This window comes from Microbacterium sp. UBA1612 (assembly GCF_002321605.1).
GTDB classification, from domain to species: Bacteria; Actinomycetota; Actinomycetes; order Actinomycetales; family Microbacteriaceae; genus Microbacterium; species Microbacterium luteum.
In genome coordinates, this window is record NZ_DCMW01000001.1 from 1 (window position 1) to 21405 (window position 21405).

The 21405-nt window shown below is 69.3% G+C and carries 26 protein-coding genes, 1 tRNA gene and 1 other RNA gene; 20 read left to right on the top strand and 8 right to left on the bottom strand.

Annotated elements, in window-relative coordinates:
- Positions 1–155: 155 nt before the first annotated feature.
- A tRNA-Leu gene (locus B3S45_RS00010) sits at positions 156–237 on the bottom strand.
- A 58-nt stretch (positions 238–295) separates the two neighbouring features.
- A complete protein-coding gene (locus B3S45_RS00015) occupies positions 296–508 on the bottom strand; it encodes a PLDc N-terminal domain-containing protein (RefSeq protein ID WP_071042985.1) in 213 nt (70 codons plus the stop codon).
- A gap of 102 nt (positions 509–610) precedes the next feature.
- On the opposite strand from B3S45_RS00015, the gene B3S45_RS00020 reads away from it, so the two are divergent.
- The 7 genes from B3S45_RS00020 to B3S45_RS00050 are packed head-to-tail and all read left to right on the top strand — an operon-like array spanning position 611 to position 5135.
- Complete coding sequence (locus B3S45_RS00020) at positions 611–1762, top strand: CpaF family protein (RefSeq protein WP_286716679.1); 1152 nt, start codon at positions 611–613, stop codon at positions 1760–1762.
- Positions 1759–2613 (top strand): type II secretion system F family protein, encoded by an 855-nt coding sequence (locus tag B3S45_RS00025; RefSeq protein WP_286716681.1) that lies wholly within the window; start codon positions 1759–1761, stop codon positions 2611–2613. Before B3S45_RS00020 ends, B3S45_RS00025 begins: the two co-directional genes overlap by 4 nt.
- A gap of 5 nt (positions 2614–2618) precedes the next feature.
- Positions 2619–3539 (top strand): type II secretion system F family protein, encoded by a 921-nt coding sequence (locus B3S45_RS00030; RefSeq protein WP_286716683.1) that lies wholly within the window; start codon positions 2619–2621, stop codon positions 3537–3539.
- A gap of 17 nt (positions 3540–3556) precedes the next feature.
- Positions 3557–3757, top strand: a complete 201-nt coding sequence (locus tag B3S45_RS00035) for a hypothetical protein (RefSeq protein ID WP_071042990.1) — start codon at positions 3557–3559, stop codon at positions 3755–3757.
- 4 nt (positions 3758–3761) lie between these two features.
- Complete coding sequence (locus B3S45_RS00040) at positions 3762–4172, top strand: TadE/TadG family type IV pilus assembly protein (protein WP_228480982.1); 411 nt, start codon at positions 3762–3764, stop codon at positions 4170–4172.
- The gene (locus B3S45_RS00045) at positions 4147–4668 is read left to right on the top strand and encodes a TadE/TadG family type IV pilus assembly protein (RefSeq protein ID WP_194385009.1); all 522 of its coding nucleotides are present in this window, start codon (positions 4147–4149) and stop codon (positions 4666–4668) included. Before B3S45_RS00040 ends, B3S45_RS00045 begins: the two co-directional genes overlap by 26 nt.
- Positions 4665–5135 (top strand): pilus assembly protein TadG-related protein, encoded by a 471-nt coding sequence (locus B3S45_RS00050; protein ID WP_194385010.1) that lies wholly within the window; start codon positions 4665–4667, stop codon positions 5133–5135. The genes B3S45_RS00045 and B3S45_RS00050 overlap by 4 nt, the downstream gene beginning before the upstream one ends.
- A gap of 69 nt (positions 5136–5204) precedes the next feature.
- Here B3S45_RS00050 and B3S45_RS00055 read toward each other — a convergent pair whose 3' ends face one another.
- The 3 genes from B3S45_RS00055 to B3S45_RS00065 form a co-directional block, all read right to left on the bottom strand.
- Positions 5205–5597 (bottom strand): VOC family protein, encoded by a 393-nt coding sequence (locus B3S45_RS00055; RefSeq protein WP_272872950.1) that lies wholly within the window; start codon positions 5595–5597, stop codon positions 5205–5207.
- A 1-nt stretch (position 5598) separates the two neighbouring features.
- A complete protein-coding gene (locus B3S45_RS00060) occupies positions 5599–5877 on the bottom strand; it encodes an ArsR/SmtB family transcription factor (RefSeq protein WP_194385011.1) in 279 nt (92 codons plus the stop codon).
- A 638-nt stretch (positions 5878–6515) separates the two neighbouring features.
- Positions 6516–7790 carry an MFS transporter gene (locus B3S45_RS00065; RefSeq protein ID WP_194385013.1) on the bottom strand — a complete coding sequence of 425 codons (1275 nt, stop codon included), beginning with the start codon at positions 7788–7790 and terminating at the stop codon, positions 6516–6518.
- Between the two features lie 101 nt (positions 7791–7891).
- Here B3S45_RS00065 and prfB point away from each other — a divergent pair, with 101 nt between their 5' ends.
- The 11 genes from prfB (at position 7892) to ssrA (ending at position 15735) form a co-directional block, all read left to right on the top strand.
- Entirely contained in the window at positions 7892–9004 is a 1113-nt protein-coding gene (gene prfB, locus B3S45_RS00070; RefSeq protein WP_194385014.1) for a peptide chain release factor 2, read from the top strand.
- Positions 9005–9064: 60 nt separating this feature from the next.
- Positions 9065–9358, top strand: a complete 294-nt coding sequence (locus tag B3S45_RS00075) for a DUF4287 domain-containing protein (protein WP_194385015.1) — start codon at positions 9065–9067, stop codon at positions 9356–9358.
- A 103-nt stretch (positions 9359–9461) separates the two neighbouring features.
- Positions 9462–10589 (top strand): cell division ATP-binding protein FtsE, encoded by a 1128-nt coding sequence (gene ftsE, locus B3S45_RS00080; RefSeq protein WP_286716688.1) that lies wholly within the window; start codon positions 9462–9464, stop codon positions 10587–10589.
- The gene (gene ftsX / locus B3S45_RS00085; RefSeq protein WP_071043013.1) at positions 10586–11503 is read left to right on the top strand and encodes a permease-like cell division protein FtsX; all 918 of its coding nucleotides are present in this window, start codon (positions 10586–10588) and stop codon (positions 11501–11503) included. The genes ftsE and ftsX overlap by 4 nt, the downstream gene beginning before the upstream one ends.
- 81 nt (positions 11504–11584) lie before the next feature.
- On the top strand, positions 11585–12061 hold the full coding sequence (gene smpB, locus B3S45_RS00090) for an SsrA-binding protein SmpB (protein WP_071043015.1): 477 nt from the start codon (positions 11585–11587) through the stop codon (positions 12059–12061).
- Positions 12062–12154: 93 nt separating this feature from the next.
- Positions 12155–12304, top strand: coding sequence for a hypothetical protein (locus B3S45_RS00095; RefSeq protein ID WP_176759355.1), 150 nt, complete (start codon positions 12155–12157; stop codon positions 12302–12304).
- Between the two features lie 121 nt (positions 12305–12425).
- On the top strand, positions 12426–13250 hold the full coding sequence (locus tag B3S45_RS00100) for a DUF4397 domain-containing protein (protein ID WP_286716690.1): 825 nt from the start codon (positions 12426–12428) through the stop codon (positions 13248–13250).
- A gap of 8 nt (positions 13251–13258) precedes the next feature.
- On the top strand, positions 13259–13897 hold the full coding sequence (locus B3S45_RS00105) for a class F sortase (protein WP_286716692.1): 639 nt from the start codon (positions 13259–13261) through the stop codon (positions 13895–13897).
- A gap of 13 nt (positions 13898–13910) precedes the next feature.
- Positions 13911–14486, top strand: a complete 576-nt coding sequence (locus tag B3S45_RS00110) for an RNA polymerase sigma factor (RefSeq protein ID WP_228480984.1) — start codon at positions 13911–13913, stop codon at positions 14484–14486.
- Positions 14473–15249, top strand: coding sequence for an anti-sigma factor (locus tag B3S45_RS00115; protein ID WP_194385018.1), 777 nt, complete (start codon positions 14473–14475; stop codon positions 15247–15249). The genes B3S45_RS00110 and B3S45_RS00115 overlap by 14 nt, the downstream gene beginning before the upstream one ends.
- Positions 15250–15365: 116 nt before the next feature.
- Positions 15366–15735, top strand: a transfer-messenger RNA (tmRNA) gene (ssrA, locus tag B3S45_RS00120).
- Between the two features lie 120 nt (positions 15736–15855).
- Here ssrA and B3S45_RS00125 read toward each other — a convergent pair.
- Both B3S45_RS00125 and B3S45_RS00130 read right to left on the bottom strand, forming a co-directional pair.
- Entirely contained in the window at positions 15856–16122 is a 267-nt protein-coding gene (locus tag B3S45_RS00125) for a helix-turn-helix domain-containing protein (protein ID WP_194385035.1), read from the bottom strand.
- Positions 16123–16204: 82 nt separating this feature from the next.
- Positions 16205–16456 (bottom strand): DUF2975 domain-containing protein, encoded by a 252-nt coding sequence (locus B3S45_RS00130; protein ID WP_194385036.1) that lies wholly within the window; start codon positions 16454–16456, stop codon positions 16205–16207.
- 217 nt (positions 16457–16673) lie between these two features.
- Between B3S45_RS00130 and B3S45_RS00135 the strand changes: the two genes are divergently transcribed.
- A complete protein-coding gene (locus tag B3S45_RS00135; protein WP_286716695.1) occupies positions 16674–19814 on the top strand; it encodes a glycosyl hydrolase 53 family protein in 3141 nt (1046 codons plus the stop codon).
- A 128-nt stretch (positions 19815–19942) separates the two neighbouring features.
- Positions 19943–20761: an SDR family NAD(P)-dependent oxidoreductase gene (locus B3S45_RS00140; RefSeq protein WP_071043026.1), complete on the top strand. Its 819-nt coding sequence runs from the start codon at positions 19943–19945 to the stop codon at positions 20759–20761.
- Positions 20762–20834: 73 nt separating this feature from the next.
- Here B3S45_RS00140 and B3S45_RS00145 read toward each other — a convergent pair whose 3' ends face one another.
- Positions 20835–21215 carry a hypothetical protein gene (locus B3S45_RS00145; RefSeq protein ID WP_286716697.1) on the bottom strand — a complete coding sequence of 127 codons (381 nt, stop codon included), beginning with the start codon at positions 21213–21215 and terminating at the stop codon, positions 20835–20837.
- Positions 21216–21405: the final 190 nt, after the last annotated feature.

A 21405-nucleotide genomic window follows, 5' to 3' on the forward strand; every position in this document is an offset into this window, starting at 1 on the left:
GCGAACACGATCCCGCACACCACGAGGAGCGCCCAGGGACCGGCTGCGTCGATGATCGCGGCAGGGTCGAGGAAGGGGATCAGTGCTGCGGGTCGGAGATCCAAGGAAGTCCCAGCGTCGGAACGGCTTCGGTCAGGGCGTGCGAGGTCATCGCGTGCGGAAGGTGGGACTTGAACCCACACGCCCGAGGGCACAGGAACCTAAATCCTGCGTGTCTGCCGATTTCACCACTCCCGCGAAGTGGGTCAAGTCTACTGACCGCGGTGAACGTCTTCTGTGGGGGTTTCCCCCGGGTTCAGCGCCGGATGCCGACGAGGAAGTAGGCGGCCGGACCGATCCAGTTGACGAGGATCACCGGTACCCACATCGGCTTCGACCCGACGACGTCGCGGTGATCGCGGTGCGCGAGGTCCCAGAAGGCGAGGAAGGCGAACGCGACCTGCACGACGCCGACGACGCCGAGGCCGAGCTTCGAGACGGGGGAGAGGTTCTTCGTGGCGGTTCCCATGGTGATCCTTTCGCAATCGTCTTCATTCTCGCGCGCCCGCTCGCATGGCGCACCTGTGGATAACGAACACGGCGCCGCGCCCGGACTTGCGAGGATTCCCGGGTGACCCTGACCGCCGATCCTGCCGTGTCGGTGGCCGAGCGTGTGCGCGAGCGGTTGCGGCGCGAGGCCGCCGACCCATCGCGTGAACCGGACCGGGCGGCGCAGATCGCCCGCTCCGAGGTGCGACGCCACAACGACTTCGCTCTCGCCCGCGGGCTTCGCCCGGTCGATGACGAGGCTGCGTGTGTGCGGCAGGTGCTCGCGACGGTGTCGGGGTTCGGCGCGCTCCAGGTCTACCTCGACGATCCGAGTGTGGAGGAGCTGTGGATCAACGCGCCGGACCGCATCTTCGTGGCTCGCGCGGGCGTGGCCGAACGGGTGCCGCTCACCCTCACCGACGTCGCCGTGCGCGATCTTGTCGAGCGGATGCTGCACTCGACCGGTCGCCGGGTCGATCTCTCGCAGCCGTTCGTGGACGCGTCGCTTCCGGACGGCTCCCGGCTGCACGTCGTCATCCCCGACATCACGCGTCGTCACTGGGCGGTGAACATCCGGAAGTTCTCTCCCAGCCTGCGCGACCTGCGGGAGCTCGTGCGGACGGGGTCGCTCGCCCCGGAGGCGGCGGAGATCCTGTTCGACGGGGTCCGCACCGGTCGGAGCATCGTCGTGTCGGGTGCGACCCACGCGGGCAAGACGACGCTCCTCGGAGCGATCATCGCCGCCTGCACGCAGGAGACGCGCGTGGTGACCGTGGAGGAGACGTTCGAGCTGGCGGTCGAAGCCCCCGACATCGTGTCGCTGCAGGGCCGGCAGCCGAGCTTGGAGGGCAGCGGTGAGGTGAGCCTGCGACGCCTTGTGAAGGAGGCGCTCCGCATGCGGCCGGATCGCCTCGTGGTCGGCGAAGTGCGCGACGCGGAGGCGCTGGATCTCGTGTTGGCGCTGAACACGGGCGTGCCCGGCGCCGCGACCATTCACGCGAACTCGGCACGCGAGGCGCTGACCAAGCTGGCCGCCCTCCCGCTCTTGGCCGGTCGCAACATCGACGCCGGATTCATCCAGCCGGCCGTGGCCTCGTCGGTGCACCTCGTGGCGCACTGCCGTCGAGAGCCTGACGGCCGGCGTCGCGTGGTGGAGATCGTCGCCCCCACCGGCGTGGACGGCGGCGGCATCGCGGCGAAGACGCTGTATCGCGCTGAGGGTGTGTCGCCGTGACCTGGATCTGGGGTGCGACCCTGGCAGCCGGCATCCTGCTGGCGATCTCCCCCTGGGTCTGGCCGGAGCGACCGAAGCCGCCGGCGGCGGTGACCGGGGGCGTGTCCTCGTTGCTCGAAGGAGCGGGCCTCGCGCGGGTGGCGGCCACGAGCGTCGTCGCCGTCGGCGGGCTGTGCGCCCTGGTCGCGGGTGCACTCGCGTGGCTGATCACCCAGGTCGCCGCGCTCGCCGTGGTGGCCGGCGTCGCCGCCGCCTTCGCTCCCGTCGCCTGGCTGCGGTCGCGGCGCACGCGGTTGCGCCGCACTCGTCGCGGTCTCTGGCCCGATGTGTGCGATCTGCTGATCGCGTCGGTGCGGGCGGGGATGTCGCTTCCGGACGCGGTCGCGGCGCTCGCGGACTCAGCGCCGGCATCGCTGCGCCCGGCTTTCGCCGTCTTCGCGCGCGACATCGCCGCCTCCGGCCACTTCGACTCCGCCGCCGCTCACCTGAAGCAGAACCTCGGAGATCCCGTCGCCGACCGCATCATCGAGACGCTCCGCATGGCGCGTCAGGTGGGAGGGACGGAGCTCACGACGGTCCTGCGGGCGCTGTCGTCATCGGTGCGCGCTGACGCCGCCCTGCGGGCGGAGGTCGAGGCGCGTCAGTCGTGGGTGCGCGGTGCCGCCGTCCTCGGTGTGACGGCGCCGTGGGTCATCCTCGGTCTTCTCGCGCTGCGGCCCGAGGGCGCGCAGGCGTACGGCAGCCCGGAGGGCGTGGTGCTCATCGTCGTCGGTGCGGTCATGTCCGTCGTGGCCTACCGGGTCATGATCCGGCTGGGCCGTCTTCCCGAGCCGCGGCGGTGGTTCGCGTGACGGGCGTGACGGAACTGGCGCTTGCGATCGTGCTGGGCACGGCCTTCGGGCTCGGCGCATGCTTCGTGCTCGCGCGGGCTCCGCGCATCGGGGCGCCGAGCCTGTCGCGCCGGATCGCCCCGTACGTGCGCGACGTCGTGGACCCGCGCGGTGTCGTCGTCGACGGGGGCGGCCTTCCCGCGTGGGACGCCGGCACGATCGGACGACGCCTCGCGGACGCGCTCGGTCGCGTGGTGGGCTCGTCGGAGGCGATCGAGCGGCGCCTGCGGCAGGCGGGGTGGCGCGTCGACGTCACCACGTTCCGGGCGAGGCAGCTCGGCGGTGCCCTCGCCGGCTTCGCGGCCGGCGGTGTGTTCGCGGTGGCGCTCGTTCTGCTCGGACGCGGGGGAGCCGCATCCCTTCTGCTGCCGGTCGTCGGTGGGGCGATCGCCTACTTCGGGTGCGACGTGTGGCTGTCGCGGGCGGCGTCCGCCCGACTGTCGCGCATCAGCGAAGAAGTGCCGACGGTCTTGGAGTTCCTCGCGCTGTGCCTCTCGGCGGGCGAAGGGATGCTCGACTCGCTGCGTCGCGTGTCGTCGGTGGGCGCCGGCGAGCTGACGGCCGAGATCCGGACCGCGGTGGTGGAGGTGGGCACGGGGTCGTCGCTGGCGGATTCCCTCGCGGCGATGGCGCATCGGCTCGAGCTTCCCGCGCTCACACGCAGCGTCGATCAGATCGTCGCGGCCATCGACCGTGGTGCGCCGCTCGCCGACGTGCTCCACGCTCAGGCCGCCGACGCCCGCGAAGACGCCAAGCGCGCGCTCATCGAGAGTGCGGGACGCAAGGAGATCGCGATGTTGGTGCCCCTCGTCTTCATGATCCTGCCGCTGAGCGTTCTGTTCGCGGTCTTCCCCGGGATCCTCATGCTGCGGCTGGGGGTCGGATGACACAGAAGGAGAATCGGATGTTGCGAATCTGGAGCCGCTTCGAGGTCGCCGTGCGTACGCGCATTGCCGACGCCCTGGAGGACGAGACCGGTGACGTGCCCGGCTGGGTGCTGATCACGCTCATGACGGCCGGGCTCGTCGTGGTGATCTGGGCGCTCGCGGGTCCGGCGCTGGCCGGTCTGTTCGAGCAGGCGATCAACCGCGTGTCGGGTCTCTGACCCGGTGACGAGGCTCCGCAGGCGCATCGCGGCCGCCCTCGCGGATGACACGGGTTCGGCGCCGGTCGAGTTCGTGCTCGTCGGCGTGCTCCTGACCGCCCTCACGCTGGCCGTGCTGCAACTCGGCGTCGGACTGTACGTGCGCAACGTCGTCCACGACGCCGCCGCCGAGGGCGCGCACCGCGCGGCGCTCGCCGATACGACGCTGGGCGAGGGCGCTGCGCGCACGCGTGAGATCGTCTCGCGAACGGTCGGGGCGGAGTACGCCGCCGACGTCGATGTCACGCAGACCTCCCATCTCGGACACCCGGCGGTTGCGGTGACCGTGCGCGCGACGCTGCCGCTGGCGGGTCTGTTCGGCCTGCCCCACGGGATGGAGGTGACCGCGCATGCGCCCCTGGAGAGCTTCGACTGAGCCGCGGTCCACGGCGACGCCCGCAACGGCTCTCAGGTGGCTGCACGCGAGGGCGACGCGTGTCGTCGCGGACGATGCCGGCTCGGCGGCGCTGGAGTTCATCGTGGTCGGTCTGCTGATGCTCGTGCCGCTGATCTACCTGGTGATCACGTTGTCGCTCGTTCAGCATCAGTCGCTCGGCACCGAGGCCGCTGCGCGTCATATCGCGCGAGCGATCTCGACGGCCGAGGATGCCGGCGCCGCGGCCGGTCGGGTCGAGCGGGTGCTGGCATCGGTCGTCGACGAGTACGGCATCGATCCGGCCGCGGTGCGCGTCGAGGTCGGATGTCGCCCGGCCGGTGACTGTCCGCAAGCCGGCGCCCTGGTGGTGGTCACCGTGTCGGCGACCGTCGCGCTTCCGCTCGTTCCCGATGTGCTTGGGCTGGATCGCCTCGCCAGCGTGCCGGTCGAGGCCACCTCCGCGCAGAAGGTGTCGCGAACGTGGAGTGCGGGATGAGTCGCGCATCGTGTGAGGTCACGAAGCCTCGTGGGGGAGGGTCGGCTCGATGGCGCCGCGCAGCCGCGGGCGAGGAGGGCAGCATCCTGCCGCTCACCCTCGGCTACGTCGTCCTCGCCCTCGTCTTGGTGCTCGTGTGCGTCGACGCGACGAGCCTCTACCTCGCGCAGAAGCGCGTGGACGCGCTCGCCGACGGTGCCGCACTCGCGGGCGCCGACGGGTTCGTCTTCACCACCGTCGGGGGCGAGCCGACCGCGCGGCTGACCGATGCTGCGGTCGCTGAGCAGGCGTCCACGTTCCTCGGGGCGCTCGGCTCCGACGCGGCGATCGTGTCGGCGGGCTCACCCGACGGGGTATCCTCGCGAGTCACTGTCGCCGGTGTCTGGCATCCACCCGTCGTGACCCTGTTCGTCCCGGACGGAGTGCGTCTGGAGTCGACAGCGACCAGTCGCACCGTGCTCCGCTGACAAGCGAGTCGATGACGGGCCGGCGTGGGTGTGGCGGCGTGCGCCGTGTGCGGTCAGGCGAGGCTGCGGTCAGGCGGGACTTGTGAGCTGGATGAGGTTTCCGCACGTGTCGTCGAGCACGGCGGTGACGACCGGCCCCATCGCCACCGGCGCCTGCGTGAACGTCACCCCTCGCCCCGACAGCGCCGTGTGGCTCTCCCTGACGTCGTCGACGGTGAACGAAGCGGCCGGGATCCCGTCGGCCACGAGCGCCGCGCTGTACGTGCGCGCAGCCGGGTGTGCGTCAGGCTCGAGCAGAAGCTCGGGCCCCGACGGATCATCCGGGCTCACGACGGTGAGCCACCGGTGCTCGCCGAGGGGGATGTCGTTCTTCGCGACGAAACCGAGCACACCCGTGTAGAAGGCGAGGGCCTTCGACTGGTCGTCGACGAACACGCTGGTGAGGTTGATGCGGATGCTCATGTCAATCCTTCGCTGGTATCGGCCACCGTTCCGTGATCTCACGGAACGGCTCGGTGTGGAGGTGGTGGATCTTGGTGCGCCCGACCCTCGCGGAACTCACCAGCCCGGCGGATTCGAGCACCGCCAGGTGCTGCGAGATCGCCTGACGGCTCGAGTTCACGCCATGAGTCATGGTGAGCCGGCTGCACAGTTCGAACAGGCTCTGCCCATCGGCACGCGCGAGTTCGTCGAGGAGGAGCCGGCGCGTCGGGTCCGCGATCGCCGCATAGATGTCGGCCACGCCGATCACAATAGGCAAGTGCTAGCTTGCCTGTCAAGGCGCTGATAACTCGCTCGCGCCGCTGTTGTGCATCAACTCAGGCTGGAAGCGGCGCGAGCTGCCGACACGCCTCTGGTGCGCGGCCCGATCCGGTGGCCAGCCTGAGTTGTGGCACGGCGGTGGCGGCAGACACAGCGGAGTGGTCCGGTACGGCGGCGGGAGCCGAGGCGGCGAGATGGCGGGAGTTGGAACGGCGGGAGCCGGGATGGCGGCACGGCGGGGCGTCAGGATCCGCGCTCACCAGCCGATGGTGTTGAACCAGTCACGTCGGCGGAGGGCCTCGGATGCCGGTTCGGCCGGATCGGAGGTGTCGTGCGCGGCGAGGGTGTCGTTCACGAGTGAGACGAACCGGAGGCAGACCGGGCAGAGGGCACGGCCGTGGGGCCATCCGTCGGCCAGAGGCGTGGCGGCCCGGCCCTGTGCGCCGGACCCGGCACAGCGGAGGGGGTCTGCCGCGGCACCGGCCCACAGGATCGCGCGGTGCCGGTGCAGACCGGGGTGATCCAGCGGCCGGGTGCATCGTCGCCCGCGATGGCGGCTGCGGCAGAAGTGCACGGTGCTGTGTGAGGACGCGCCCGTGCTGGACGGCACGTCGGAGCTCATCGCGACCTCGGCACGAATCGCGGCACCCACCGCACGAAGGCGCCGGCTCCGGCGAATGCGATCAGGCCGACGACGCCGACGGCGACCGGGAGGGATGCCGCTGCGGTGACCGCCGAGACGAGCAGAGGGCAGGCCGCGCCGCCGGCGTCGGTGAGCGTGCGCCACGACCCGAGGAACGGGGCGGGATCCGTCGGGGGAGCGACATCGGCACCGAGCGTGAGCAGGATGCCGCTGGACAGCCCGTTGCCGACACCGAGCACGGCGGCGAACATCGCGAACCACATCGCGGACTGCGCGCCGTCGTGGGTGACCGCGAGAGCGGCGAAACCGGCGCCCATCAGCACCATCGACGGAAGCGCCGCCCACAGACGCCCGAAACGGTCCATCACCTGACCGCTGGCGTAGAACAGGGCGAAGTCGATCGCGCCGGAGATGCCGACGACGAGGGCGATGGTCTGCGCGTCGAGCCCGATCGACACGCCCCACAGCGGCAGCACGACTTGCCGGGCCGATCGCACGGCGGAGAGGGACGCCGCCGCGAGTCCGAGCCGCGACAGCACGACGCGGTAGCGCCACATCGTCGCGAACACCCCCTGTCGCCCGCCGACCGGGATGGTCCCGGAGACGGGTTCGCCGGTGTCCTCGCGGTCGCCGTCTTCGTCGGTCCTCACCCGCGGGCGACCGCGCTCGGGCACTGCGGTCTCGGGATCGGGGCCGAACAGCACCAGCAGGATGGTCGCGATCAGGCACGCGCCGAAGAACCAGATGGCGGCATGCTCGTCCCCGAAGACAGCCAGCAGGCTCGCGGCGATGAACGGACCGACGAACATGCCGAGACGGAATGTCCCGCCCAGCAGCGACAGCGCGCGTGCCCGGAACGACAGCGGCACCCGTGTGGTCATGAACGAGTGGCGGGCGAGGCCGAAGGCGGCGGCGCAGAGTCCGATGACGAAGACGGATGCGGCGAAGACCGGCAGTACCGGGGCCAGGGCCATCGCCACGACTCCCGTGAGTCCGATGAGCCCCGCAGCGGCCATCGTGATCCGTTCTCCGAATCGCGCGACGGCGTAGCCGGCGGGGATGTTGCCGGCCAGTTGGCCGATGACGAGTGACGAGGCCACGAGCGCGCTCACCGCGACGTTCGCGCCGAGTTCGGCGGCGATGACGGGGATGAGCGGGATCACCGCCCCCTCGCCGAGGGCGAACAGCAGGGTGGGGCCGTAGATCATCGGCGCGAAGCGCGTGAGGATGCGTCCCGCGGATTCGGCCATGGTGCTCCCGACGATACCGCGCCACGGGCGCGCCCTCGGGGGAGCGGTCCCACGAGCGCGGATCAGCGGCCGCGGGCCCGACGGCGGTAGGCTGGAGCGTCATGCTTGAACTCGATATGTCCGCCGACATCCAGGCCCTGCGCTCGACCTTCTCCGATATCAAGGCCGTCGTCGATGTCGACGCGCTCGAGAAGGAGATCGCCCGGCTCAGCGACGCCGCCGCCGCTCCCGATCTCTGGGACGATGTGGAGAACGCGCAGAAGGTCACCAGCGCTCTCAGCCACCGTCAGCACGAGCTCAAGCGCGTCACCGAGGTCGAGAAGCGCATCGACGACCTCGAGGTTCTCGTGGAGCTCGCTGTCGAGATGGACGACGAGGATTCCGCCGAGGAGGCACGTCACGAGCTCGCTGAACTCGAAGACGTCGTCAACCAGCTCGAAGTTCAGACGCTGCTGGACGGCGAGTACGACGAACGCGCCGCGGTCGTCACCATCCGATCCGGTGCCGGCGGCGACGACGCGACGGACTTCGCGGAGATGCTGCTGCGCATGTATCTGCGCTGGGCGGAGCGCCACGGCTACTCCACCAAGGTCATGGACACCTCCTACGCCGAAGGCGCCGGGATCAAGTCTGCGACGTTCGAGATCGACGCCCCCTACGCCTACGGAACGCTGTCCGTCGAGGCGGGAACGCACCGGCTCGCCCGCATCAGCCCCTTCGGTGCCGCCGACAAGCGGCAGACGAGCTTCGCCGCCGTCGAGGTCATTCCGGTGATGGAGGAGGCGCAGGAGGTCGACATCCCCGAGAACGACATCCGCGTCGACGTGTTCCGCTCCTCGGGGCCCGGCGGTCAGTCGGTCAACACGACCGACTCGGCGGTGCGGCTGACCCACCTCCCGACCGGCATCGTGGTCTCGATGCAGAACGAGAAGTCGCAGATCCAGAACCGCGCTGCGGCGATGCGGGTGCTGCAGACCCGCCTGATGCTGCTGCAGAAGGAGGAGGAAGCGGCGAAGAAGAAGGAGCTCGCGGGCACCATCACCGCCAGCTGGGGCGATCAGATGCGCTCCTACTTCCTCTACGGCCAGCAGCTCGTGAAAGACCTTCGCACCGGTCACGAGGTCGGGAACCCCGCGACGGTGTTCGACGGCGACCTCGACGGCTTCATCGCCGCGGGAATCCGGTGGCGCAAGCGCAAAGACGACGACGACTGATATCTCGGCCGCTTCGGCGGTATCCGCTAGCCTTCGCATGACCGCATCGGAGGAGTCACCATGTCGTTCCAGGCGTATCTCGACAACATCGAGGCCAAGACCGGTGTCACGCCGCGAGAGTTCATCGTGAGGGCGACCGAGAGGGGCTTCGGACCGGAGACCAAGGCGGCCCCGATCCTCGCCTGGCTGAAGGACGAGTACGGCCTCGGCCGCGGACACGGCATGGCGCTCGTGCATGTGATCACGAAGGGCGAGCGCATCGATGCGAAGCACGTCGGCACAGACGGTTCGCACCGCGACGCGGTCGACACGCTCTGGCTCGACGGTGCGGCCTCGAATCCACATCCGGGGTGATGGCCGGTGATCGTGACCCCGTTCCTGTTCATTCGTTATGTGACGGGCGAGCCAGGGTGTCGCTGAGGGTGTGACGGATGCGCTCGCCTAGGCTCGTCTCGCCATGATCCGGTTCGAGAACGTCACCAAGCGCTATCGCGGCACCAAGAGCCCCGCGCTCGACAACGTCGACTTCGAGGTGCTCCGCGGCGAGTTCGTCTTCCTCGTCGGCGCGTCGGGATCGGGGAAGTCGTCGTGTCTGCGCCTCATCCTGCGCGAGGAGGTGCCGAGCGACGGTCGCGTCGTCGTGCTCGGACGTGACCTGCGCACGCTGTCCAGTCGCAAGGTTCCCTACTTCCGCCGTCACGTCGGCGCCGTGTTCCAGGACTTCCGCCTGCTTCCGGGCAAGACCGTCTTCCAGAACGTCGCCTTCACCCTGCAGGTGATCGGCTCCTCCCGCGCCTTCATCCAGCAGGCGGTGCCGGAGGTGCTCGCCCTGGTGGGCCTGGCCGGCAAGGAGAAGCGGATGCCGCACGAGCTCTCGGGAGGAGAGCAGCAGCGCGTGGCCATCGCTCGCGCCCTGGTGAATCGTCCGCAGGTGCTGCTCGCGGACGAACCGACCGGAAACCTCGACCCCGGCACCTCGATCGACATCATGCGGCTGCTGGCCCGCATCAACGCCGGAGGGACGACGGTGGTCATGGCCACGCACGAAGCGAACTTCGTCGACCAGATGCAGCGCCGCGTGATCGAGTTGAAGAACGGTGCGATGGTTCGGGACGACAGTCACGGCGGCTACGGCGACACGTCGGGCCTGCCGACCCTCGCGCCCGAGCCGGTGCGCGGCGCGGCCGCGGTGGCGGCGCTCACCGAGGTCCTCGAGGTGCAGCGTGAGGCGGCGGCCTCCATCGCCCGCCGCGCGACCCCCGCCGCTGCGGATCCCTCGACACCGGTGGCTCCCGCTGCCGCGCCGGCGCCCGAGCCCGCTTCTGCGGCCGAGCCGGTGACGCCGGCCGTCGCCCCGGCGCGCCCTGCCGCATCCGTTCCCGAACCGCAGACGACCGGCGTCGCGCCCGTTGCCGAGACGCCGGCAGCCGCATCGGAGGCCGACCCTGGATCCGAGGAACGCCGGCACCGCACGCAGCCGGTGCCGGTCATCGACATCGCCGAGGTCGAGGTGGAGGAGCTGGGTGTCGCCGACCGCCTCGGTCTCGGCAAGGGCGATCAGGACGAAGTGGGGCCGACCTCGTGAGATTCCGTCTGGTCCTCGCCGAGGCTCTCGGCGGGCTGCGCCGCAACGCCTCGATGGTCGTGTCCGTGGTGCTGGTCACCTTCGTCTCACTGACCTTCGTCGGCGCGGCGATGCTCATGCAGATGCAGATCGGAACGATGCGCGATTATTGGGTCGATCGCGCCCAGGTCGCGGTGTACATGTGCACATCGGTCTCGCAGCAGACGGCCACCTGTGCCGACGGCGTCGCGACGGAGGACCAGGTCGCGCAGGTGGAGGAGACCCTTGACGGTCCCGCGCTGGCGCCTCTGATCCGCGATGTGCGCTTCGAGGACCAGGATGAGGCGTACGCGAACGCCTTGGAGCTGCTCGGCGAGGACTACGCGAACATCATCTCGCCCGAGCAGATGAACCAGACGTTCTGGATCAACCTCGTCGACCAGCGTCAGTCCGACGTGCTGATCGAGGCCTTCGCCGGGATGGACGGCGTCGAAGAGGTCGCCGATCAGCTGCAGTACCTCGACCCCCTCTTCTCCGCGCTGACCGTCGCGACCTACATCGCGGTCGGCATCGCGGTGCTCATGCTCGTCGCCGCGGTGCTGCTGATCGCGACGACCATCCGGCTGTCGGCGTATGCCCGACGACGAGAGCTCGGCATCATGCGCCTGGTGGGCGCGTCGAACCGGTTCATCCAGACGCCGTTCGTGTTGGAGGGCGTCTTCGCGGCGTTGCTGGGTTCCGTGCTCGCCAGCGGCGCCGTGCTCGCCGGAGTGCACTTCGGCGTCGAGGACTACCTGCGCGGGCGCGTGGAGTTCGTCACGACGTGGGTCGACGTCGGCGATGCCCTGCTGGTGGTGCCCGTTCTCATCGTGATCGGCGCCGTGCTCGCGGCCCTGTCGGCGAGCTTCGCGATCCGGCGCTGGCTGCGCGCCTGACCGCGCCCGAGCACGGCGTGAGACGCTTGCTAGACTGATGGGCTGCCGTCTCGAGCGGCATCCGTCATACGAGGAGTCATCATGGTCCGGGAACGCGGAGAGAAGGTCGTCGCGACCAACCGTCGCGCCCGCCACGACTACACCATCGAGAAGACCTACGAAGCGGGTCTGGTGCTCATGGGCACCGAGGTGAAGTCGCTGCGCGAGGGGCGCGCGAATCTCACCGACGGCTATGCCTTCATCGACAAGGGCGAGGCGTTCTTGGACGCGGTGAACATCCCGCAGTATTCGCAGGGCCACTGGACGAACCACTCCGCCAAGCGCACCCGCAAGCTGCTGCTGCACAAGGACGAGATCGAGCGTCTCGGCCACGCGGCGTCGGCCGGCGGCTACACCCTCGTGCCGCTGCGTCTGTACTTCAGCGACGGCCGCGCGAAGGTGGAGATCGCGATCGCCAAGGGTAAGGCGGAGTACGACAAACGTCAGACGCTGCGCGAACGTCAGGACAAGCGCGAGGCCGAGCGGGCCATGCGCACCCGCAACCGCCTCGGCGAGTGACCCGCTCGGGCTGACGGGTCGCCCCTCACGGGCGGGTTACAGGTTGGCGGCGAAGGTGGACGCGTGCCGACGGTCACGATAACGTGACCCGCGATGAAGACCTCCGCGCTGAAGATGCTGGTTGCCACCGTCGCGGTCGCGGTCGTCGCCGGCCTCGCCGCCGTCGCGTCGGCGACCGTGATCGCCCCGATGGTCGCCGGCACGACGTCGGATGAGGCCCCGTCGCTTCCCGCAACCAGATAATCGCCTCCGCTACGCCGGCGGCGAGCGAAATCTCCGCCACCTGCATCCGAATCGCACACCCTCCCGGAACACATAGGCATGAGGCGGTGCCCAGCCGCCCGTGATTCCAAGGAGGACTATCGTGCGTAAGACCCTCGCAGCGGGTATCACCGCCGGAGCGATCGCCGCTTTCGGTCTGGCAGCCCCCGCGTACGCCATCTCGGACACCACCGCTGACCTGTCGGTGCTCCATGGCATCCCCGACACCCCCGTCGACGTCTACGTCAATGGCGAACTGACCCTCGACGACTTCCAGCCCGGCGACCTCGCCGGCCCGCTCGACCTCGCCGCGGGCGATTACGAAGTCGCTCTGACGGCGACCGATGCGGCCGACGCGAGCGACCCCATCCTCGGTCCCGTCAGCGTCACCCTCGAAGCCAACACGAGCTACACCGCGGTGGCCCACCTCACCGAGGGCGGCGAGCCGACGGTCACCCCGTATGTGAACGACATCTCCGAGACAGCACCGGGAGAAGGCCGACTGACAGTACGCCACGACGCCGCGGCGCCCGCTGTGGATGTGCTCGCGGGAGGCACCCCGGTGATCGAGAACCTCGCGAACCCCGAGGAGGCGACCCTCGATCTCGCCGCGGGAACGATCGAGGCATCCGTCGCTGCGACCGGCACCACCGACCCGGTGATCGGACCGGCCGACGTCGCCGTCGAAGAAGGTGTGCTCACCATCGTCTACGCGTGGGGCAGCCTCGAGGACGACAACCTCGACCTCGCCGTGCAGACGATCGACGGGCTCCACTCGGCTCCCGACGGTGTTCCGTCCGGCTCCGGCGGCCAGCTGGCCGAGCGCGACGCGATGATGCAGACCCTGCTGATCGTCGGCGCCTTCGGTGTCGCTGCGGCGATCGCCACGTCGGCCGTGGTCGTCTCGCGCAAGCGGGCCGAGCGCTGAGAACCCGCATGATCCGCAAGGCGATCGCGACGGGCCTCGCCCCCCTCGCGATCGTTCTTGCCCTGACCGGGTGCGGACAGGAGTCGGTCACCGAATCCCCCACGGTGACACCGGCACCTGTCCGCACTTCGGCGGCACCCGCACCGACGGCGTCGGTCGACGTGCCGGTCGCGGCGGCGACCCCCTCGCCGCCGCGGCGCGCGGTTCCTCCGACATCGGTCAGCATCGCGTCGATCGGGGTCGACGTGCCCGTGGTCGACGTCGGCGTCGAGGAGGGTGGGTTCATGGAGCTGCCCGAGGATCCCGCGATCGCCGGCTGGTACCGGTGGGGGTCCGATCCGACGAGTGAGACCGGCAACACGGTCATCTCGGCGCATGTGGATGCCCCCGGCTACCCGATCGGGCCGTTCAGTCGCCTTCGCGACCTCGGCGCAGGGGAGCGGATCGAAGTCGCGGACGCCGACGGAGTCGTGCATCCGTACGTTCTCGAGAGCGTCACCTACTACCCGAAGGCGGAGCTGCCCGTCAACGAGCTGTTCTCGCGGGAGGGAGAGGGAACACTGGTGCTCATCACCTGCGGCGGGGCGTTCGACTCCGCCACCGGCCGGTACCAGGACAATGTGGTGGCGATCGCCGCACCCGCCTGAGACGATCGAGGTGGTGACCCGAGAGGCAGGGGGTGGCGTTGTGGATCCCGACGAACGCGACCTGTGCGAGCGGTTCCGCAGAGGTGAGGACCGCGCGCTCGAAGAGGTCTACCGCCGCTGGTCGGCGGTCGTCTTCACCCTCGCGCTGCGCTCGCTCGGTGATCGAGGCGATGCGGAGGATGTCACCCAGAAGACCTTCGTCTCGGCCTGGACATCGCGGGAGAGATACGACCCCGACAAGGCGAAGCTGTCGACATGGCTGGTGACGATCTGCCGGCGGCGGATCGCCGACACGCATGAGGCGCGAGCGCGGGTGAGGCGGCTCCAGGAGGAGATGCAGCACTACACCGATCCCGACAGCCTGGTGGGGTCGGAGATCGACCTGGCCGACAGGCTCCTGCTGGCGGACGAACTGGACCGACTGGAACCGGACGCGCAGAAAGTCGTGAGGCTGGCGTTCTACGACGACCTCACGCACGACCAGATCTCCCATCGGCTGGACATGCCGTTGGGTACCGTGAAGAGCCATATCAGGCGAAGTCTGAAGCGACTGCGAGAACGACTGGAGGTGAGTCATGTCGCATCTTGATGCCGAGAGGCTGGCGCTGATCGCGCTGGGCGAAGACGCCGATCCCGATGAGTCGGCTCATCTGCAGGAGTGCAGCCTGTGCGCGACGGAGTTCACCGAGCTCAGCCGTGCCGTGCTGGTGGGACGCTCGACGCTCACCGTCGGCGACCTCGAGGCGCCGCCGGCTCGCGTGTGGGAGCGCATCGCCGCCGAGGTCGGAATGGCGGCCGCCTCGGCGCCCGACGTCGACACCGACAGCGCCACGATCGATGTGGCGCCCGCGGCGGACATCGTCGACGGCCCGGCGGCGTCGGATTCAGACGAGACGCCCGAACCGAAGCGGGGAACGCGACGCTGGACGAAGGTCGTCTTCGCGCTGGCCGCGTCGGTGGCCGCCGTTCTGGTCGTGGTCGGGGTCACCTCGATCCTCCGCCCGGCGCCCACGGAGCTTGCCGCGGCCGCTCTCGACGCGTTCCCGGGTCACCCTGGTGCTGCCGGCACCGCGGTCGTCGTCGAGGACCCGGATGGTGAGCGTCGGATCACGGTCGAACTCGACGCGGATGCCGCCGGCACCGACGCCTACCGCGAGGTGTGGCTGATCACCGCCGACGCGTCGGCGATCGTGAGCCTCGGTGTGCTAGAGGGATCGGAAGGCACCTTCGCGATTCCTGACGACGTCGATATCGACGAGTACGTGCTCGTGGACATCTCCGAGGAGCCTCTCGACGGTGATCCCACGCATTCGGGCGACTCGATCGTGCGCGGCGAGCTCGAATCGGTGTGACGTGCGGGAATGGCGGATGCCGCGCATCCGTTGTATTCTGATGTGCTCGGATTCCATCGGATCCGAGCTTGGCAACTCCACAGTGTGACAACGGTCCTTCGCACGAAGGAACGCACGGGGATGATCGGTTTCGACATCGTCTGCGTAACTGCGTGAAGCGGGCCGAGGATGCAGGGTTATCTCGTGAACGCCCCCTGCAAACCAATAACTGCCGATAAGAAGCAGTCTGACTTCGCCCTCGCTGCGTAAGCGAGCCCGATAGTCCGTCAGTCCGTGCGTGATCCCGTCACGGGTACTGGCGTCATCTAGGGATCTTGCTGCGTGACGGCGTCTGGACGTCACGCGGGACTCTTTCCAGGCTGGGCCCGTCGACTTAGGTGTCTGTGACAAAGGTCGGGGCCGAGCAGAACGTCTGCACAGACTGCGCCCGGAGAAGCCGCAGCGACCCAGCGATGGACGGGGGTTCGATTCCCCCCATCTCCACAACCGTTGTCACCTCGAGGAGGCCCCGGAATCCCGCGTCACGGCGTGCGGATCCCGGGGCCTTCATGTGTTTCAACAGTGCCGCCGCACGGGACTTCTTCACCGAGACCGCGACGGTATACCTCAAAGGCTGACGGGAGCGGCTGCATCGGCCGACGACGTCTCTGCCGGTGATGCCGCCTGCTCGGGCGGGACCCACTGCAGCAGGTCACCCGGTTGACACTCCAAGACATCGCACAGGGCGTCGAGGGTGGAGAAGCGCACCGCCTTGGCTCGTCCGTTCTTCAGCACAGCCAGGTTCGCCGGCGTGATGCCGACGCGTTCGGCGAGCACGCCGACGGCCATCTTGCGGCGCGCGAGCATGACGTCGATGTCGATGACGATCGGCATCAGACGACCTCGTCGAGCTGGGCGCGGAGCACTCCGAGATCGACCTCCTGCTGCGTCGCCTGCCGGAGCAGGGCTTTCATGATCACGACGATGAGGCGACACCGCCGAGCACGAGCGCGACGCCGCAGATGAGAGCGACGACGCCGGGCGCGATGCCGCCGGGGGCGAGCAGCGCGGCGACGGCAGCGCTGACGAGCGCCGCCGCGAAGACGGACCACGCGATCGCGTCCACGTAGCGGAACGACGAGGGGCGGAAGACCGATCCGCGACGTACCCGTGTGAGAAGGATCAGGATGCAGACGGCGCACACCTGCAGACAGACGATGCCGAGCACGAGCACGCTTCTGGTCGCGCATCCCGAATTCACCCTTGGCATCGCGCATCGCGTGTGTTTGACTGTGACCGCTCACAGGCATTCGTGCCCCCAATCCTGTGACCGCTCACAGTCACGTGTCGACGGCGCCGGTCACGCCGGGAGCCGAGATGCCGCCATCGACCTGACCCGCGCGCTGCGCGGCTTGCCGGATCAACGACGATCGAGAGGAACCTTCATGGTCACACGTCAGCGAGCACGCCTGGTCGCGGCGGCGGCGATAGCGGGAACGGTGAGCGCCTTCGCCACCGCGGCCACCGCGGCGGCGGACGAGCCGGTCGAAGCCGGGATCACGGTCCCGGTGGTCGAGGGCCTGAGCGCGGACTTCATGAACGGGGTGGACGCCTCGTCGATCCTGTCGCTCGAGGAGTCGGGGGTGACCTTCCGGGACTTCGACGGCGAAGAGGCCGACGTGTTCGACGTCTTCGCGGATGCGGGCGTGAACTACTCCCGCATCCGCGTCTGGAACGACCCCTACGACGCCGACGGCAACGGCTACGGCGGCGGCACCGTCGACGCCGAGCGCGCGACCGAGATCGGGCTGCGTTCGACCGCTGCCGGGATGCGCGTGTTCGTCGACTTCCATTACTCCGACTTCTGGGCACATCCCGGGCAGCAGCCGCTGCCCAAGGCGTGGGAGGGCATGACGACCGCCGAGCGCGCCGACGCGATGTACGACTACACCGTCGACACCCTCAGCCGCATGGACGACGCCGGCGTCGATGTCGGGATGGTTCAGATCGGGAACGAGAATTCCGGTCTGCTGCTCGCCGAGACGGCGTGGCCGGAATCCGGGCAGCTCTTCGACGCCGCTTCGCGGGGTGTGCGGGATGCGCTCGGCGACGACGTGAAGATCGCGATCCACTTCACCAACCCCGAGCGCGGCAACTACGGCTCCCTCGCGGACAGTCTCGCCACGTACGACACCGATCCGGCCACCGAGGGCGTGCAGCCCATCGACTACGACGTGTTCGCGTCGTCTTACTACGCGTACTGGCACGGAACGCTGGAGAACCTCACGAGCCAGCTGGCCGGTGTCGCCGAGACCTATGGCAAGGACGTGATCGTCGCCGAGACCTCGTGGGCGTACACGCTCGAAGACGGCGACGGGTACCCCAACAACATCCGCACCGCGTACGACCAGTACTCCACGTCGGTGCAGGGCCAGGCTCTCGCGGTGCGCGATGTCATCGAAGCGGTCGCGAAGGTCGGGGATGCCGGTCTCGGCGTCTTCTATTGGGAGCCGGCGTGGCTCCCCGTCGGTCCGCCGGAGGAGATCGAGCAGAACCGGCTGCTGTGGGAGGAATTCGGATCGGGCTGGGCCTCGTCTCACGCCGCCGACTACAGCGCCGACGCGGCGGCGAACTACGGCGGGTCCGGCTGGGACAACCAGGCGATGTTCGACTTCGAGGGTCGACCGCTGGAGTCGCTGCGGGTATGGGACTACGTGCGCTACGGCACCGTCGGCCCGCGCGATGTCGATACCGTCGCCTCGCCGGAGATCACTGTCGTCGATGGCCAGTCGTGGTCGCTCCCCGAGACGGTCGCGGTGTCGTACACCGACGGCACGACGGAGCAGCAGGATGTGACCTGGCAGGGGCACGAGTCCTGGTTCGTCGGCGCGGGCACCTACGAGGTGCCGGGAACGACGGATGCGGGCCTCGAGTCGACGCTGACGGTGACCGTTCTCGACGGCGACGCCGACGGGCAGAATCTCCTCGCGAACCCCGGGTTCGAAGACGGCGTCGCTCCGTGGACGGGAACGGGCACGGGCTACACGATCAGCGCGACCGACGACCCGTTCGCGGGTACGCGTTCGACGCACTGGTATCGCGCCGGCGGCGACTTCTCGTTCACGATCTCTCAGGAGATCACCGGTGTCTCCGCCGGCGATTACCGCCTCTCGGCGCAGGCGCAGGGACGCGCCGCGGTCGCCGGCGAGGCGACCTCGATCTCGCTGGCTTCGGGCATCGAGAGCGCGTCGGCGCCGTTCACGCTGAGCGGCTACGAGGGGTGGCAGAACCCGCGCACGCCGATCGTCACGGTCGCCGAGGGGCAGAGCGTCACGGTCTCCGCGACGTTCTCCCTCAAGGACGGCGCTTGGGGCACGATCGACGAGTTCGAGCTCGTCGAGGTGACCCCCGTGGTCGAAGCCGACACGTCAGCTCTGGAGGCGGTGTACACGGAGGGCGCGGCCATCGACCGCGACGGGTGGACGGCGGCCTCGCTGCTGGCCTTCGACCGGGCCATGACCCGCGCCGAGGTGATCCTCGACGCGTCGTCGCCGAGCCAGGCATCCGTGGATGCTGCGGCCGCGGCCCTGCGCACGGCCATCGACGACCTCGAAGCCGGAGACGGAAGCATCCCCGATCCGACCGTGCGCACCGTCGAACTGACCGTCGTGGACGGCGAGCCGATCGACCTTCCCGACGAGGTCACCGTGGTCGCCTACGACGATTCGACAACCACCGAGGCGGTGACCTGGAACGACGGACTGGACGCGATCGCCGGTCCCGGCACGTACACCGTGACCGGTGTCACCGAGAACGGCTGGACGGCTCGGGCCGAGATCGTCGTGACGGCGCGCAACGAGATCGCCAACGGCGGGTTCGAGAAGGGTATCGACGACGTCACGCCGTGGACGATCGAAGCGGACCCCTGGCCGGAAGACGAGGGCTCCTTCTGGGTCACCGCGTCGGCGGGTTCCGACGGCGATGAGGGTGAATACGCCTTGAACTACTACGTCGACGGGCAGCCGTACGCGTTCACCGCGCTCCAGGATGTCGACCTGCCTGCGGGCACCTACGAGCTGTCCGCCGCGGCGATGGGTGGCAGCGACGTGGGCGATCCGGCTCAGATCGACCTCGTCGCGAGCGTCGGCGGTGTGGAGCAGACGCAGGCGTTCACCCTGAGCGGCTGGCCGACGTGGGACCGACCCACGCTTCAGATCGTGCTCGACGAGGCCGCGACGGTCACGGTGGGCGTCCGCGGTCTCGGGGATGACGGTGACTGGGGCTACCTCGACGCCTTCACGCTCGTTGCAACGGATACGGGTGACGGCGACTCGGGCGGATCCGACGGCGGGTCGGGCGGTTCCGACGCAGACGCAACCGGCGGCGACACCGACGGTTCGAGCGGCGACGGCACCGACGAGGAAGCGGAAGGTGGGGTCTCGGGATCGCCCTCCGGCGAGATCGCGCAGACCGGAGCCCCGAGCATGACGGGTGCGCTGGCGGGTGCGCTCGGACTGCTGGCTCTCGGAGGCGCCCTCGTCGTCGCCTCCCTCCGCCGCGCTCGTCGCGAGCAGACAGGTTCCTGACCGTCGCCATGGCGCGGTGTCCGTCGGCGGCACCGCGCCATAGCGCATCGCTGGGGCCGGGAGGGAGGCCTTGCCACCGTCGCCGCGCTCGCGAAGCATGGCCGCGAGTCGAGAACGAGCGGAGAATCATGACACGCACGATCATCATCACCGGGGCGAGCGACGGAATCGGCGCGGCATCGGCGCGCCAGCTTCACGAGGCGGGGGAGCAGGTGATCGTGGTCGGCCGCGATCCCGACAAGACCGCGGCCGTCGCGAAGCGGCTGGATGTGCCGTCGCACGTCGCGGACTTCGCCGATCTGGCGCAGGTGCGTGATCTGGCGGAGACGCTCCTGCAGCAGTATCCGCGCATCGACGTGCTGGCCAACAACGCCGGAGGCGTGTTCGGCGAGCGCACGGAGACCCGGGACGGATACGAGCTCACCTTCCAGGTGAACCATCTCGCGCCGTTCCTGCTCACGAATCTGCTCGTGGAGCGGCTTCGCACCTCACAGGCGTCGGTGATCCAGACATCGAGCCAGGCCCAGCGCTTCTCTCGGTTCGCGATCGACGATCTGCAGGCGCGCCGGCGCTACTCGGCGGGGCGCGCGTACGGCAACAGCAAGCTCGCGAACGTGCTGTTCACGAAGGAGCTGCATCGTCGGTTCGGGGAGGCGGGAGTGTCGGCGGTGTCGTTCCACCCGGGCGCGGTGGCGACCGGCTTCGCGGCTGCCGCGCGGGGTCCGTGGCGGATGCTCTATCAGAACGACCTGTTCAACCGCATCCTCGACGGCACGGACGTCGGAGGGTCGAAGCTGACGTGGATGGCGATGGGAAAGCCCGGCTTCGACTGGGAGCGCGGCGGGTACTACGTGAACAATCGCCTCGCCCGGCCGCATCGTGACGCGGAGGATCCGGCGCTCGCGCGCGCCCTCTGGGACCGCAGCGCCGAGCTGGTCGGTCTCTGAGCACGGCCGCATCCGCGCGGCACACGGGAGAGGATGGCGTGGCCTTCGCGTCACGTGCTCCGGTGAATCGTGGTCAACCGAGCCCGACCACGAAGCCGAATCCGTCGACCGCGGCGCCGAGAGCCGCTGTGCCACTGAGCACGAAGACGGCCGTCGCGTGCTCGGGATGGATCATCATCCGCACTTCGGTGCCGAGGAACATCTCCGGATCCGCCCCGGGAATCGCGGCGGCGAGCATCTCGACGGCGGCGTCGGAGTCCACGTGCGGCGCCTGCCAGCCCGTTCCGCCGACCCACCAGTTGTTGGATTCGCCGTCGTCGTGGTTCGACCCTTGGCCCAGGCACAGCGGCATGCTGCCCGACAGCGTGCCGCCGTGCGCGGCCAGCTCGCCGCAGAACGCGAAATTCAGCTCGCCGGGGGATGTCGTTCCCTGGTTGACGCCCGCACCGATCATGGTGCCGTCCGATCCGACCTGCCCGTCGAACCACTCAGCGACGCCCGAGCTGGCTTCGCGGCTCGCTGTGACGTTGACGCTGTAGTTGTTGACCTCGTAATTGTGCAGGAACGAGGCTGTCGCATGAATCTGCAGGTGATTGGGCGCGCCTGAGGCGGGTTTATGGCTGATCAGGGATGATTAAGTATGG

Coding starts and splice junctions, on each gene's coding strand:
- B3S45_RS00015 (WP_071042985.1), bottom strand. CDS start 508: ATGGGAACCGCCACGAAGAACCTCTCCCCCGTCTCGAAGCTCGGCCTC.
- B3S45_RS00035 (WP_071042990.1), top strand. CDS start 3,557: ATGTTGCGAATCTGGAGCCGCTTCGAGGTCGCCGTGCGTACGCGCATT.
- B3S45_RS00045 (WP_194385009.1), top strand. CDS start 4,147: ATGCGCCCCTGGAGAGCTTCGACTGAGCCGCGGTCCACGGCGACGCCC.
- B3S45_RS00050 (WP_194385010.1), top strand. CDS start 4,665: ATGAGTCGCGCATCGTGTGAGGTCACGAAGCCTCGTGGGGGAGGGTCG.
- B3S45_RS00055 (WP_272872950.1), bottom strand. CDS start 5,597: ATGAGCATCCGCATCAACCTCACCAGCGTGTTCGTCGACGACCAGTCG.
- B3S45_RS00065 (WP_194385013.1), bottom strand. CDS start 7,790: ATGGCCGAATCCGCGGGACGCATCCTCACGCGCTTCGCGCCGATGATC.
- prfB (WP_194385014.1), top strand. CDS start 7,892: ATGCTTGAACTCGATATGTCCGCCGACATCCAGGCCCTGCGCTCGACC.
- B3S45_RS00075 (WP_194385015.1), top strand. CDS start 9,065: ATGTCGTTCCAGGCGTATCTCGACAACATCGAGGCCAAGACCGGTGTC.
- ftsE (WP_286716688.1), top strand. CDS start 9,462: ATGATCCGGTTCGAGAACGTCACCAAGCGCTATCGCGGCACCAAGAGC.
- smpB (WP_071043015.1), top strand. CDS start 11,585: ATGGTCCGGGAACGCGGAGAGAAGGTCGTCGCGACCAACCGTCGCGCC.
- B3S45_RS00095 (WP_176759355.1), top strand. CDS start 12,155: ATGAAGACCTCCGCGCTGAAGATGCTGGTTGCCACCGTCGCGGTCGCG.
- B3S45_RS00105 (WP_286716692.1), top strand. CDS start 13,259: ATGATCCGCAAGGCGATCGCGACGGGCCTCGCCCCCCTCGCGATCGTT.
- B3S45_RS00115 (WP_194385018.1), top strand. CDS start 14,473: ATGTCGCATCTTGATGCCGAGAGGCTGGCGCTGATCGCGCTGGGCGAA.
- B3S45_RS00125 (WP_194385035.1), bottom strand. CDS start 16,122: ATGCCGATCGTCATCGACATCGACGTCATGCTCGCGCGCCGCAAGATG.
- B3S45_RS00135 (WP_286716695.1), top strand. CDS start 16,674: ATGGTCACACGTCAGCGAGCACGCCTGGTCGCGGCGGCGGCGATAGCG.
- B3S45_RS00140 (WP_071043026.1), top strand. CDS start 19,943: ATGACACGCACGATCATCATCACCGGGGCGAGCGACGGAATCGGCGCG.
- B3S45_RS00145 (WP_286716697.1), bottom strand. CDS start 21,215: ATGATCGGTGCGGGCGTCAACCAGGGAACGACATCCCCCGGCGAGCTG.